12 protein-coding genes and 1 tRNA gene are annotated in these 12,797 nt (G+C 62.0%); 4 read left to right on the plus strand and 9 right to left on the minus strand.

Annotated features, from left to right (window positions below):
- Positions 1-143 precede the first annotated feature (143 nt).
- The 3 genes from P8627_RS16645 to P8627_RS16655 all read left to right on the plus strand — a co-directional run bounded on the left by P8627_RS16645 (position 144) and on the right by P8627_RS16655 (position 2,325).
- Positions 144-602: a DUF2924 domain-containing protein gene (locus P8627_RS16645; protein ID WP_279965369.1), complete on the plus strand. Its 459-nt coding sequence runs from the start codon at positions 144-146 to the stop codon at positions 600-602.
- Positions 599-1,921, plus strand: a complete 1,323-nt coding sequence (locus P8627_RS16650; RefSeq protein ID WP_279965370.1) for a recombinase family protein — start codon at positions 599-601, stop codon at positions 1,919-1,921. The genes P8627_RS16645 and P8627_RS16650 overlap by 4 nt, the downstream gene beginning before the upstream one ends.
- Before the next feature lie 83 nt (positions 1,922-2,004).
- Complete coding sequence (locus tag P8627_RS16655; RefSeq protein ID WP_456237543.1) at positions 2,005-2,325, plus strand: hypothetical protein; 321 nt, start codon at positions 2,005-2,007, stop codon at positions 2,323-2,325.
- A gap of 70 nt (positions 2,326-2,395) precedes the next feature.
- On the opposite strand, the gene P8627_RS16660 is transcribed toward P8627_RS16655, so the two are convergent.
- The 9 genes from P8627_RS16660 to P8627_RS16700 form a co-directional block, all read right to left on the minus strand.
- Positions 2,396-3,430 (minus strand): phospholipase D-like domain-containing protein, encoded by a 1,035-nt coding sequence (locus P8627_RS16660; RefSeq protein ID WP_279965372.1) that lies wholly within the window; start codon positions 3,428-3,430, stop codon positions 2,396-2,398.
- Positions 3,427-4,623 (minus strand): GIY-YIG nuclease family protein, encoded by a 1,197-nt coding sequence (locus tag P8627_RS16665; RefSeq protein ID WP_279965373.1) that lies wholly within the window; start codon positions 4,621-4,623, stop codon positions 3,427-3,429. The genes P8627_RS16660 and P8627_RS16665 overlap by 4 nt, the downstream gene beginning before the upstream one ends.
- Entirely contained in the window at positions 4,616-5,095 is a 480-nt protein-coding gene (locus P8627_RS17100) for a pseudomurein-binding repeat-containing protein (protein WP_279965374.1), read from the minus strand. Before P8627_RS17100 ends, P8627_RS16665 begins: the two co-directional genes overlap by 8 nt.
- Positions 5,088-6,662: a DEAD/DEAH box helicase gene (locus P8627_RS16675; RefSeq protein WP_279965375.1), complete on the minus strand. Its 1,575-nt coding sequence runs from the start codon at positions 6,660-6,662 to the stop codon at positions 5,088-5,090. The genes P8627_RS17100 and P8627_RS16675 overlap by 8 nt, the downstream gene beginning before the upstream one ends.
- Before the next feature lie 2 nt (positions 6,663-6,664).
- On the minus strand, positions 6,665-7,078 hold the full coding sequence (locus P8627_RS16680) for a hypothetical protein (RefSeq protein WP_279965376.1): 414 nt from the start codon (positions 7,076-7,078) through the stop codon (positions 6,665-6,667).
- Positions 7,075-9,828 carry a class I SAM-dependent DNA methyltransferase gene (locus tag P8627_RS16685; protein WP_279965377.1) on the minus strand — a complete coding sequence of 918 codons (2,754 nt, stop codon included), beginning with the start codon at positions 9,826-9,828 and terminating at the stop codon, positions 7,075-7,077. Before P8627_RS16685 ends, P8627_RS16680 begins: the two co-directional genes overlap by 4 nt.
- Positions 9,829-9,847: 19 nt before the next feature.
- Positions 9,848-10,021 (minus strand): plasmid-related protein, encoded by a 174-nt coding sequence (locus P8627_RS16690; RefSeq protein WP_279965378.1) that lies wholly within the window; start codon positions 10,019-10,021, stop codon positions 9,848-9,850.
- Positions 10,022-10,604: 583 nt separating this feature from the next.
- Positions 10,605-10,694: transfer RNA gene (locus P8627_RS16695), tRNA-Ser, on the minus strand.
- Positions 10,695-10,742: 48 nt separating this feature from the next.
- On the minus strand, positions 10,743-11,558 hold the full coding sequence (locus tag P8627_RS16700) for a LysR family transcriptional regulator (RefSeq protein WP_279965379.1): 816 nt from the start codon (positions 11,556-11,558) through the stop codon (positions 10,743-10,745).
- Between the two features lie 80 nt (positions 11,559-11,638).
- Here P8627_RS16700 and P8627_RS16705 point away from each other — a divergent pair, with 80 nt between their 5' ends.
- Positions 11,639-12,781 carry an acyl-CoA dehydrogenase family protein gene (locus P8627_RS16705; protein ID WP_279965380.1) on the plus strand — a complete coding sequence of 381 codons (1,143 nt, stop codon included), beginning with the start codon at positions 11,639-11,641 and terminating at the stop codon, positions 12,779-12,781.
- The last annotated feature ends 16 nt before the right edge of the window (positions 12,782-12,797 follow it).

Here is a 12,797-nt window from a genome sequence, read left to right on the forward strand (position 1 = left end):
GAACTCTGCCGGCTCCTCGCCCTCGGCCTGATCCGTCTCCGGATGCGCACAGAAGCGGGTGAAGAGGCGTTGGGCGGAGACGTTCCGCTACACTCTCCGGCCGACCGGAGCGGTCATGCAACTCCAACTCACGGGAGACTTGCATGACGACCCATGATGCCATTCCCGCGCGCCTGGCCGCGCTGAAGACTGCGACGACGCTGGAGCTGAAGGCGCAGTGGCGCGACCTGTTCGACAGCGAGCCGCCGCCGTTCAACCGCCGCTACCTGGAGAGCCGGCTGGCCTACCGCATCCAGGAACTGGCCTATGGCGGGCTGAAGCCCGAGACGATCCGGCGGCTTGAGCGGCTGGGGGAGGAACTGGACGGCGGCGACCGCAAGAAGAGCCGCGTTCGCGCCGATCAGGGCCGCCCGATCATCGGTACGCGGCTGATCCGGGAGTGGCAGGGCGTTGAGCATGTCGTGACCGTCACCGCCGACGGCTTCGAATGGCAGGGGCGGCCCTACAAGTCGCTGTCGGCCATCGCGCGCGCGATCACCGGCACGCGCTGGAACGGCTGGGTGTTCTTCGGACTCCGGAACCACCGGAGGAGGCCGCGGTGAGCGACCAGACTGTCCCCAAGGTATTCCCTAAGCGTCGCTGTGCGGTATACACGCGCAAGTCATCCGAGGAAGGGCTGGACCAGGAATTCAACAGCCTCCAGGCCCAGCGCGAGGCCTGTGAGTCCTACATCGCCAGCCAGCGCTCCGAAGGCTGGGTGCTCGTCCGCGATCAGTATGACGACGGGGGCATCTCCGGCGGCACGCTGGAGCGGCCGGGCCTGCAGCGGCTGCTGGAGGACATCGAGGACGGGCTGGTCGACGTGGTGGTGGTCTACAAGATCGACCGCCTCAGCCGCTCGCTGGCGGATTTTGCCAAGCTGGTCGAAGTGTTCGACCGCAACGGCGTGACCTTCGTCTCGGTGACGCAGAGCTTCAATACCACGACGTCGATGGGCCGGCTGACGCTGAACATCCTGCTGTCCTTCGCCCAGTTCGAGCGGGAGGTGACGGCCGAGCGCATCCGCGACAAGGTCGCCGCCAGCCGCAAGAAAGGCATGTGGATGGGAGGGGTGCCGCCCTACGGCTACCGCGTCGAGAACCGGAAGCTGGTCATCGACGACGAAAGCGCCGCGCATGTGCGCTGGATCTTCGCCCGCTTCCTCGAGATTGGCTCGGGCACGGAACTGGCGCGGGAATTGGCGAAGCGGGGCATCCGCACGCCGCGCGGCAACCGGATCGACAAGAAGTACCTCTACCGGATGCTGAACAACCGCGCCTATGTCGGCGAGGCGGTCCACAAGGGCGAGAGCTACCCTGGCGAGCACGACGCGATCATCGACCGCGAGACGTGGGACCGCGTCCACGTCATCCTCCAGGAAAGCCCGCGGAAACGCGCTGCCCGCACCCGCGCAGAGACGCCCGCGCTGCTGAAGGGGCTGCTGTTCGGCCTCGATGGCACGGCTTTCTCGCCGACGCATACCCGCAAGGGCGACCGGCTCTACCGCTACTACGTCAGCCAGACGGTGCTGAAGCATGGCGCCGGATCTTGCCCGGTCGGCCGCGTGCCTGCGGGGGAGATCGAGGCGGCCGTCATCGATCAGCTTCGCGCCGTGTTTCGCCAGCCGGAGATCGTCGCGGGCACGTGGAAGGCTGCGCGCGCCCACGCCGACGACATCACCGAATCCGACGCCCGCGCGGCCCTGCAGCAGCTCGACCCACTGTGGGATGAACTGTTTCCCGCTGAGCAGGCCCGCATCGTGGCGCTGCTGATCGAGCGCGTGGACATTGGCACGGTCGGGCTGAACGTCCGGCTGCGCGTGGATGGCCTGAGCGGCCTCGCGCGAGAGATGCTGGCCGGCGGCATAGAGGCGGCCGCATGACCCGCGGGGCTCCGACCCCGGAGACGGTCACGCTCCACGTCCCATTCAGGATCGCGAAGCGTGGCGGGCGGAAGGAGATGCAGATGCCGGAAGGCGCCACGCAACCGCGACGGACCGACAACACGCTGATCAAGGCGCTGGCGCGCGCCTTCCGCTGGAAGCGGATGCTGGAGTCGGGCGAGTTTGCCACCATCGCTGGACTCGCCAAGCGCGAGGGGATCGCACCCTCCTACATGACCCGCGTCCTGCGGCTAACGCTGCTCGCGCCCGACATCATCGAAGCGATCCTGGACGGGAAGCAGGGGCCGGAGGTGACGCTCGCGCAGAAGCTGGAGCCGTTTCCGGTGGAATGGGCGCACCAACAAGACCGCAGCGGACAGTTTGGCGGAAGCGGTCGTTGGTGACTGTGCAGCGACCAGCAGATTCGAGCCCACTCGGCTCCGTCGGTCTGATCAATCGCCGGGGACCGTCCTATCAGACGATATGGCCGTACCGACGCCCGCTTGCCATAGAACGTACCCCGGCCAACCGATCAGCAAACGCCTTCTCGAAGTCGTCGGCTTCCAGTGCGCGCATTTCAAATCCGTCGCCAGATCGCCAGAAAACAATTACTTTCCCATCATACAAGTCAAAACCGTGCGTTTCCGGAATTGGAAGAGTAATCTTCTCCATCAGATTATTCCCGAGTCGCAAGTTTCTGGATACGCTATCACCCGTTGGCGGGCGGAATGAAATTTCTCCAATGACAGAGTTGCGTGGGAGATTTGGCGGCACATCAAACCCAAAGTATTTGCTCATCCCCCTTGGGAGATCAATTTGGTTTCCGGGCCGGAAATCTCCTCTATTCCTCGTGACATAACCGGCTTCAATCCAGAAAATCCCGTCGAAGTCGGCGAGCTCGACTTCATCATCGTCTGGTGCATTGGCATCCAGAGAGAATAGGGCGTCCCATTTCTCCTCATACTCTTCAATGAGATCCTCAAGAGGCGTCGCCGCGTCCCACAATTCCTGCGCAAAGTGATAGGAGCGAAGCATTGTTCTTTCTCGCTCCAAAGGAGATGAAGCTTGAAGTGCAACGCCTGCCTCTACATTTTTCCGAAGCCCGCTCGCGGAAAAATTTCCCGACCCAGCAACAACGCCATATCGATCTGTCGAATCATTATTTAAAAACGCAGCCTTTGCGTGGAAGTCGCGCCTGGGAATAAATCCTGGCTGATGCAGCAGCCATTCGCCATCATGAATGCGAACCGCGGCGCTATTTTGTTCAGCGATAAATCGCAGGGCCGCTGGCTGTGTTCTGCCATAGTCGATGCCGAAAATCCATTTACTCGGAGTGATACCCCAAAACTCTGCCCCAAGCTCAAGATCAAAGGCTGCTGCACCTGACTGGGTAGCATATGCATACGCCCCGAGAAATGCCTCGGATTGAGCCCAATTATTGACGCGCTTGATCTCTGACAGGGTTGTGTCGCTGCCGTGACTTCCATGAAAAAACGAGGACAACTTCATGCTTTCACCACCGGCTCCAGTGCCGCCGACCCAAGATTATAGCGATATGTGGCAATAGTCCCGTCCTTGATCCGCTCGACGGCATCATCAATCACAGATCGCGGCACCAGGAACCATTCACGCGGCACAACGGGATTGCCGAAGCGGTCCTTGATCTCGATATCGAGCCGCGCCGGATCAAAGATGCGATGGATCAGGTTCTCAAGTTTGGTCCGATTGATGTTGAAAAGTTCGTAGGTCGCAACGATCTCGACATCGGCCAGCAGGAACGTCGCGTCGAGCCTCGCGTTAGCGATGCGCCGCTCGACCTTGCCACTCGTCACACCGATCTTGTGCAGCACTTGGCGGTTGTCCCTGACCGCCGGAAGATCGGACTTGCTTCGAAGGACGTAGATAGTACCGCTCGCCTCGTCGCCGTCGATCCTCTCATCCGAAAATAACGGCCCGGCACTGGGCTCGATGATCCTACGGCCTGTCTCGTCCTGCTGGAGCGCCTTTTGCAGCGAGCGCATGAGCATGTTGCTTTCGGTGCCGTTGTCGAAGATCACCCGCAGGCGCGCATCGATGTTGCCGTGTTCGTTGGCAAAAGGCTCTTCCATGTCGGCGACATAGGCCTTCTGCCCCCCAAGAATGTAGAAGCGGCCAGACTGGATTTCCGACTTTCGCTCGAAGCGCCGCGTCTCGCGCATGCCGTTATCGAGCTCTTTCTGGACCTGTTCGAAGAGCGGCTTGAACCGGTCGAAGTCTTCGCAGCGCTTGCGGCTGGCGATCTCTTCCGACGCTTTCTTCTCGGCACTGGAACGGACGTGACGAAGTTCGGCGATGTCGGGCTTGTCTGCCTCGACGCCCAGCTCCGCGAGCAGAGCATCGTCATCCATGTCTTCGTCAGCCGCCGGAGCAGCCAACTCGCTGCCAGCGATCAGGCCCTGATGATCAAGCGGCTCAAGCAGCGTGCGGCACTCTTCGAGCGCGCGTAGACGATCAAGCCGCACGGCATAGAGGCGTTCGAAGATGTCCTTGTCCTCGCCGTGTTTCGGGGCGTGCCCGTGCTCGTCGACAAACCGCTGAATCTCCTCGAAACCTGCTATGATGCGCTCTTCGCGCGGCGTGCGCGCGGCGGCCTTCTTTGCCGTGACCTCGACCCCGAGCTCGGCAAGCAGTGCGTCGTCTTCGTCGGTGAACTGTTTAGCCATTTGCCGCCTCCGCCTTTATGCGGGCGAGAAAGGCAACGCCCTCGGCCATCCGCCTTTCCCAGGCATCCGGCGAGGTGATCGACGGCAGGCGCCCGCGCTCCTCCTTGAACTTCAATGCGCGCTTGGCAAGGTCGCGCGCCTCTTCCGGGGTCAGTTGCACCTTCTTCGCGGCGATGACGGCTGCCACCTGCTTGAGGCTTTCTTCGCTCATCGTCTTGGCGAGGATGGCGTAGGCCTCGCTGAACGGATTGATGCGGTCGATCAGGTCGATATCAAGCTCGCGGACGTCCATCGCAAACTTGCGTACACCGTCGATCAGGGCGGTATTCGCGCTCTTCTCTTCCTCGGCGATTTGCAGGGCGTGTTCCTTCGCTTTCTGCGTCAGGTTCAGCGCGGCGATGGCGTGTTGGCGCACTGTCTCCTGATCTTCGTCGTCGAGTTCGGGGTACTTGTCCTTGATGATCTTACCCATGCGGACCTGGGTCAGCTCCTCGGGTACGAGTTCCTCGTCGAAGAGCCCGCGCTCGATAGTCGGCTTGTTCTGCACGAAGGCGGCGATGACCTCGTTCAGGTCCTCCTGACAGATCTCGTTCGGCTTCCTTGCTCTTCGGCTCGGCGAGTCCCTTGATCTCGATCTGGAACTGGCCGCTGTCTTCGTTGAAGCCGATATTGCATTGGTCGGGATCGTAACCGCCCACGCCGTAGTCGAAGCCCTCGACCGGCCCGCTGTCCGGCTTCTTGGGTGAGAAATTGAAGCGCGGCGCTAACACCTGCTCCATAAGCAGGCTGGCGGCAATCGCCTTGAGCGTATCGTTGACCGCCTCGGTCACGGCCTCCTCGGAGGCGTCCGGTTCTGCGATCAGGTTGGTGAAACGCGCGAGGGTCTTGCCGGGCGCGTCCCGCGTGGCCCGCCCGATGATCTGCACGATCTCGGTCAGGCTGGCGCGATAGCCGACCGTCAGCGCGTGCTCGCACCACACCCAGTCAAAGCCCTCCTTCGCCATGCCGAGCGCGATGATGATGTCGACATGGTCGCGGTTATCTTTCTGGGCGGGGTCCTTGAGCGCCGCCGACACCCTGTCCCGCTTTGACGGATCGTCATCGACCAGATCGGCTATCCGGAGCACGCGCCCGTCCGCTATCTTCACCAACTGGAAGCCAGTCGCGGGATCGGAGCCCTGCCAGTCGCCCAGTTCGTCGATGATATGCTCGACCTCGCGGTGCTTGTCCCTCGTGCTCTCCCGCGAATTGACGCTCGGAATGTGGATGATCGTCTTCTCGACGGGATCGAGGACCTTGAGGATGTCGTCCGCGTACGGTCCCGAGTAGAAGAAGTAGCCGATATCGAGCTGTTTCAGGTATTTGTAGCCATTGAGCTGCTCGTAGTAGGTGTAGGTGACCGTCTCGAACCTGGCTTCGTCATGCGGCATCAGGACCGGCTCGGCATCACCGCGGAAATACGATCCGGTCATCGCCACGACGTGCACCTTGTTGCGGGTGATCAACGCGGCGAGGTGCGCGCCAAGCTTGTTATCAGGGTTGGCAGAGACATGGTGGAACTCGTCCACCGCGATGAGGCGGTCGTCGAACGCCTCCACCCCGAACTTGTCCACCGCGAACCGGAAGGTCGCATGGGTGCAGACCAGAACCTTGTCGTCGCTATCCAGGAAGGTCTTGACGGCGTTGACTTTGCCGCCCTCGCTGCCCGGCGCATTGCACAGGTTCCAATTGGGCTCGACCGTCCAGTCGGCCCAAAAGCCGAACTTGCTTAGAGGCTCATCGTGAAAGCTCGACCCGATAGATTTCTCGGGCACGACGATGATAGCCTGCTTCAAGCCCTGGTTCGCCAGCTTGTCGAGCGCGACAAACATCAACGCGCGGCTCTTGCCCGATGCGGGCGGGGACTTGATCAGGAGATACTGCTCGCCCCGCTTCTCATAGGCGCGCTCCTGCATCGGACGCATGCCCAGCTCGTTCGACTTCGTCGAACTGCCGTTGCGAGCATAGGTAACAGAAACAGAGGGAACACCTTTGGTCATCGCTAAATCATATACTCTTCCAAGAAATTGATCGCCCAGGAAGGCGGGGATGGCCAGCTTCGCAGCCCGTTTTCATGCCAGGTCACGCTGGCATCTCCAATGAGGTTATTGGTCTCCAGATGGCCGACAAGCTTATCATGATCGTAGACATACACGGCATCGCCGAGAATGAAGGCTATGTGGATGCCCTTCCCACGGTACTTGCGGTCAATCACCAAGCGCCCCTTGAGCTGCACCCTTAAGAAGGTCTCGCCGTCAATGTGACAGGCGATAAAGTCCGCGCCCTGCCAATCATCTGTCAGCCGCAGGCAATTGAAGCCGTAGTCAGCCATCCTCGCCGCAACCTTGTGGAAGTTGTAGTTTTCCTTCTGCCGCGAATTGAGATCGGTATAGGGGATCGGCTCAAACTGGCTCATGCTGCCGCCCCTCTCGTGGTCATCTTTTTGTACAGATCAAACAGCTTTTCCAGCCGTTCGGTGTCGTTCTTGAAGAGGCGACCGATATAGATGCGCTCCAGCACTTCATCGTTACGATCATGCGCGGCACGCAAGTCATCCGGCATCTTCTCCGGGTCGTAAAGATCGGCAATAGTGGCAGGGAAGTGCGCTTCGCGCGCCAGAAGAAGTTCCTCGGCGCTTCGGGTAAGGTCAGCCTTGTTCTTTTCAGTAAGTCGAGGGAGAGGAAAGGTGTTCCAACCGAGTGTATTGGAGTAGCGATAGTCCGTCTTGAGCTTGCCGCAAGCCGTAGCGATCCAGACCGTGTGAAGCTTGGAGGCAACCAGCGCGAAGTTCCAAAGGGGCGCATCGTAGATCGCGAATAGCAGATCACTCACAATTGAGCGTCCATGGAGCACATCTACCGGAAGATAGGACCTCCTCTCGGAGGAAACTTTCGAGACAGCAATAGAATATTTCTTTGCGGTCCCGGCGATCTGAACGAAACGATGGGGCCGTTTGGCAAAATCACGCGTAGAACTTGCTGCGCTCTTAAGGCGGAAGGCTCGAACGTTCGCCAGGACTTCTCGCAGGAAAGGGTGACATTCCGCAAACTCACGGTCCGATTCAGCAATCCAAATACACCATCTTGGCTTTCCCTGGATCATCTGTTCGGAGCCAAGGTAGGGCCGGATGAACCGATCTAGTTCGGGATAGCGTTCGAGAGCACTCCTTCTTTCTTCGGAGGAGAGGACAAAGTTTCCGTCATCTCTGGGCATATTTCCGAACAGCATCGGGGAGACTTCGGTCAGAGGGGATCGGCTTTGCTGAACAATGGTGTTCGTGCCCGCAACAAGATACGAGTTAATGCTTTCAACCTGTCTTTCTTCGATAGCTCCGTCATCAGCGGTAGAATATAGCCTCCTGAATCTTCCCACGTCATTGGAGATGGAGACAATCGACACAATGACGCCGGCATTCTTGCTCGCTAGATTTGACCACTTGAAGGACGTATGGGCGAACTGAATTTCGTGGCCCGTGGCGAAAATGTGGGGCCACAGCATGGGCACTTGCAGCCCCTGACAAATTGAATTTGTTGCAACAAAAGCCGAAGCGGATTTTGTTTTGGTCCCGTAATCCGCAGCTTTCCAGAACCAGCCAGAGACATAGTCAAGGGACTTCCAATTGTTCGTGTTCGCACCAAAAACGAGCCTAAGATCGTCCTTCTGCTCGGGAGATTGCCATTTGCTTCCAAGATATGGTGGATTCCCGCAGATATATGTCTCACCTCCTTCGTTCTCGAAGTCGATCTCGGCTTGGTCGAGCGGCGTGCTAAAAAGATCGTCGCCGTGCATCTTCACGCCCGTTCTCGTGGGAGGGCAGATGCTGCTCCAATCAATACGCAGCGCGTTGCCGCAGGTGATCCAGTTCATCGCGTCAAGCGGCAGGAAGTCACGGAGCGCTTCCCGTTGGCCGCGATAGGTCACATCACACTGATACTCGGCGATGATCAGCGCCAGCCGCGCAATCTCGGCGGGAAAGTCGCGAAGCTCGATTCCCCGGAAATTCGTCAGAGGGATTTCAGAGCGGCGATCGGCCTCGCCGCGCCGCTTGTTAATCTCGGCCTCGATGGCGCGCATTTCCTTATAGGCGATGACCAGGAAATTGCCTGAGCCGCAGGCGGGGTCAAAAACCCTGATCTTGGCCATGCGGCTGCGCAAGTTCAAAAGCTTGCGCGCGTTGTCTCCCGTCTCCTCCAGCTTCTCGCGCAGGTCATCGAGGAAGAGTGGGTTCAGTACCTTAAGGATGTTTGGTACGGACGTATAGTGCATGCCGAGCGCGCCACGCTCCTCGTCGTCGGCAACGGCCTGGATCATCGAGCCGAAGATGTCGGGATTGATCTTCTTCCAGTCGAGATTGCCGATGTGCAGCAGGTAGGAGCGGGCGATGCGGCTGAACCGCGGGACGTCGACGCTCTTCGAGAACAGCCCGCCGTTAACGTAAGGGAAGGAGCTGGCCCAACGAGGGATGCCTGCCGCCGCACGGTCCTCGATCTTCGTGTTCATGGCGCGGAAAAGCTCGCTGATGATCTCGTGCGTGTTCGAGCTGTCCTTCTCGCTCATCCGCTCGATCGTCGATGTGAATTCGTCGTCCTTCGGGAAGATGTCGGTGTCCTCGGCGAAGAAGCAGAAGATCAGCCGCGCCATGAAGTGGTTCATGTCGTGACGGCGTTCTGACGTCCCCCACTCGGGGTTGTCCTTGAGCAGCTCGACATAGAGCCGGTTCAGGCGACCTGTGGCCTTGATGTCAAAGGCGCTCTCGCGGACCTGCTTGACGGTCGTGATACCTGCCAGCGGCAGGAAAAACCCGAAGTGCTCGGGGAAGTCCGCGAAGTCGCAGACGACGACCTCGCCGGTGTTCACGTCTTCGGCCTGAAAGTCCCTGCCATCGGTCGCGAGGATGAATTTGGCTTTGGCGCGCGTCGTCGCGGGGCTGCTGCGTAGCTGTGCCAGGCAAGCCTCGACCTCGCCCTCGTCGCACGCCTTGATGTGGATGTTATTGGTTTGCAGAACGCCGCCGCAGTCTGACCTGTTGGACGCACCGGACCGCAGCCGTTTGACGGTCGTCGCCTTGTTGCCGAAGGCCTCAAGGAAGGCGAACGGGAACTCGTCCGGCTCGAACGGCTGCTCGGCCAGCGCGGATATCGCTTCTTCGATCTCAACGGCGTTCACTTACTGGTCCCGCTTCTTCTTACTTGACGATCTGCTCCGCCTGCACGGCCTTGGCTGCCGCGCGCTTCTCGACATAGCTTCTCATGAACTCACGAAGGACCTGGGCCGCGGGTTTGTCATCTTCCCGGCACGCGCTCAAAAACTGCTCGCGCAACTCCCGGTCGATTCGTATGCGCAGCCCTGCATCCTTCATAGGTAGTGAGTGTAGCCATTGGATACACGCTTGTGTAGCGTCATTCTTGACTTCACACACTAGGGATTGCGGCGCGGTCGGCGTTCTTGCCACAAATGTGCCACGACGAGTTTCAGAGAATGGTGGAGTAGTGCGGGTTCCGATCGGGAAGATCCAAGGCGGCTCGAACTACCGATTGCGGGAACCAAAGCTGGGCCGCAGCGACGCGACCGTTGTCGGTTTGCAATTTGGACTATCACCCATCCCGCTGGCGCGCCGGTACGGCTCGTACGCGACGAGGTCGTTTAGGCAGGCCGTGGCGAACGCCGGCAATGGCGAACGTTCGATCTCTGTTCCATCTTATCGAGCGCGACCGGCGTCGAAGTACTATGCCCAGCACCGAGGAAAAGCTCTGCACACCAATATCTTACAGGCTATTCACCAAATCGGCACAGTCATGAGGTCCGGAGAATATTCGCCCTGAGAGACCGCTTCCGGGTCACTTGGCAGCAAGGGCAGTGCTCAGCCCCACCCGCATAACCTTCGAAAACAACGAAAAAATCCGGCCGCAGCCGGACCGGGAGAACGCTTTCGCGAGGGCAAGTGGCGGAGCGGAAGGGATTCGAACCCTCGAGACGGTTTCCCGCCTACACACTTTCCAGGCGTGCGCCTTCGACCACTCGGCCACCGCTCCGCGGGCGGGTCTAAAGCAGGGGGGCGGGGCTTCGCAAGGGCGCATTCCTCAGGGCTTCAGCAGATCGGCCAGCCTGTCGCCGGCCGTGTCCAGCGGACCGCCGGCGCGGGTGACGAGGACGAGCGCGCGATGCCGCGCGAGCCGGCGCGACGGCCGGTCGCCCAGGTCGCTCGCCGCCAGGATCGTCGCCCCCAGCCCGGCATCGAGACAGGCGAGGATCGCGGGAATATGGTCGAGCGTGAGCGCCGGGCGCGCGGCGAGCTCGGGATGGTCGCGCAGTTCGGCGGCGACGACGCGGCCGAGCCCGGTCTCGGGCGTGAATTGCAGGAAGGGTGCATCGGGAGCGAGGCCCTCGGGCCGCGCGACGGCCAGCGGGTCCCGGGCCAGCACGCGGTGGCGCAGAGCGCCCGACGGGATGCCCGTGGCCGTGACGATCGCCGCGTCGAGGCCGCCATCGGCGACCGCGCTCTCCAGCCCCTCGGACAAGCCGGTGTGGAAGGTGAAGCGCGCATGCGGCAGCGCCGCGGCGGCGTGGCGCAGGAAGCCGGGCAGGAGCCGCGGTCCCGCGCTCGCGGTCAGGCCCAGCCGGAAGCGGCCCGCCGGCGCCGCCTCGGGCGCGGCCAGCGCGCGCAGCCGGGCCTCGGCCCCGGTGACCTCCGCCGCGGCCTCGGCCACCGCGCGGCCCAGCGCCGTCAGCCGGGGCGGGCGGGTCGCGCGGTCGAACAGCGTCGCGCCGAGCGCGCCCTCCAACGCCTTCATCTGCATCGACACGGCCGAGAGCGTCTGGTTCGTGCGCTCCGCCGCGTCCCGGAAGGAGCCGTGACGCGCGATGGCGCGCAAGGTGAGGAGGTCTCGGTTGTTCAAGAATACTGATCCTGATCTTCAGGCAAATTCGATGGTGTTGAACATAGCGGCGGCGTTATCCTTCGCACAAGGAGGCCGCCATGTCCGATCATCTGACCCATGCGCAGGCCCTGCTGCCTGCCTTCCGCAATCGCGCCGCCACCTGGGATCGCGAGCGGCGCTACGCCCATGACAACGTGGCCGCGCTGGCGGAGGCGGGGCTGATGGGCATGACCATCCCGCGGGACTGGGGCGGCCCGGGCCTGCCCCTGTCGCAGGTCGTCCCGATCGTCGAGGCCGTTTCGGGCGCATGCACCCTGACAGGTCGCATCCTGGTCGAAGGCAACATGGGCGCGCTGAGCGCCGTCATGGCCTTCGGCACCGACGCGCAGAAGGCGCTGGCGGCGGAGCTGGTTCTGGCCGGAGACAAGCCCGCCATCTGCATCACCGAGCCCGGTGCCGGCTCGGACGCGACGGCGATGACCACGACGGCCACGCGCGTCCCGGGGGGCTGGCGGCTCGACGGCGTGAAACACTGGATCACCGGCGGCGGCGTCTCGAAGCTGCACCTGATCTTCGCGCGCACGCCCGACGGGATCCGCGGCTTCCTCGCGCTTCCGGGCGCGGGTCTGCGCGTCGCGCGGCTGGAGCGGACGATGGGCCTCTGCGGGATGCCCGAGGCGGAGCTGCACCTGGAGAACCTGTTCGTGCCCGACGACATGGTGATCCCGGATGCGGGGTTCGGCGAGCTGATCGATGCCTACAACACACAGCGCGTGGGCGCGGCGACGATCGCCCTGGGCGTCGCGGCGGAGGCAGCGCGGCTCGCGGCCGCCCGCCTGAAGGACCGGCACCAGTTCGGCCGGCCGCTGGCCGAGTTCCAGGGCCTGCAATGGATGCTCGCCGACATGGACACCGAGATCCACGCCGCCCGACTGCTGATCGGCGAGGCGACCCGGACCGAGCGGTTCCCCGACCGGGTGAAGGCCGCGCGCGCCAAGCTGATGACCTCCGAGATGGCGGTCCGCGTGGTCGACCGGGCGCTGCAGATCTTCGGGGCCGAGGGCTACGGCTCAAAGACGCCGCTCGAGCGGATGTATCGCGACGTGCGCATGTTCACGATCGGCGGCGGCACGGCGCAGGTCCTGCGCAACCAGATCGCCGCGGCGGCGCTCGACATGAAGCTGCCCCAGACGCGCGACGGGTGGCCCGCCGCCTGGCAGGGTGCTATCGCCGCCGAGTGACCGCTCGATCTCCGGA

The organism is Jannaschia sp. GRR-S6-38 (assembly GCF_029853695.1).
GTDB classification, from domain to species: Bacteria; Pseudomonadota; Alphaproteobacteria; order Rhodobacterales; family Rhodobacteraceae; genus Jannaschia; species Jannaschia ovalis.

Excerpts from the sequence above, each read along its gene's own strand:
- P8627_RS16705 (WP_279965380.1), top strand. The coding sequence starts at position 11,639 with ATGTCCGATCATCTGACCCATGCGCAGGCCCTGCTGCCTGCCTTCCGC.
- P8627_RS16665 (WP_279965373.1), bottom strand. The coding sequence starts at position 4,623 with ATGGCTAAACAGTTCACCGACGAAGACGACGCACTGCTTGCCGAGCTC.
- P8627_RS17100 (WP_279965374.1), bottom strand. The coding sequence starts at position 5,095 with ATGGGTAAGATCATCAAGGACAAGTACCCCGAACTCGACGACGAAGAT.
- P8627_RS16645 (WP_279965369.1), top strand. The coding sequence starts at position 144 with ATGACGACCCATGATGCCATTCCCGCGCGCCTGGCCGCGCTGAAGACT.
- P8627_RS16655 (WP_456237543.1), top strand. The coding sequence starts at position 2,005 with ATGCCGGAAGGCGCCACGCAACCGCGACGGACCGACAACACGCTGATC.
- P8627_RS16690 (WP_279965378.1), bottom strand. The coding sequence starts at position 10,021 with ATGAAGGATGCAGGGCTGCGCATACGAATCGACCGGGAGTTGCGCGAG.
- P8627_RS16680 (WP_279965376.1), bottom strand. The coding sequence starts at position 7,078 with ATGAGCCAGTTTGAGCCGATCCCCTATACCGATCTCAATTCGCGGCAG.
- P8627_RS16675 (WP_279965375.1), bottom strand. The coding sequence starts at position 6,662 with ATGACCAAAGGTGTTCCCTCTGTTTCTGTTACCTATGCTCGCAACGGC.
- P8627_RS16660 (WP_279965372.1), bottom strand. The coding sequence starts at position 3,430 with ATGAAGTTGTCCTCGTTTTTTCATGGAAGTCACGGCAGCGACACAACC.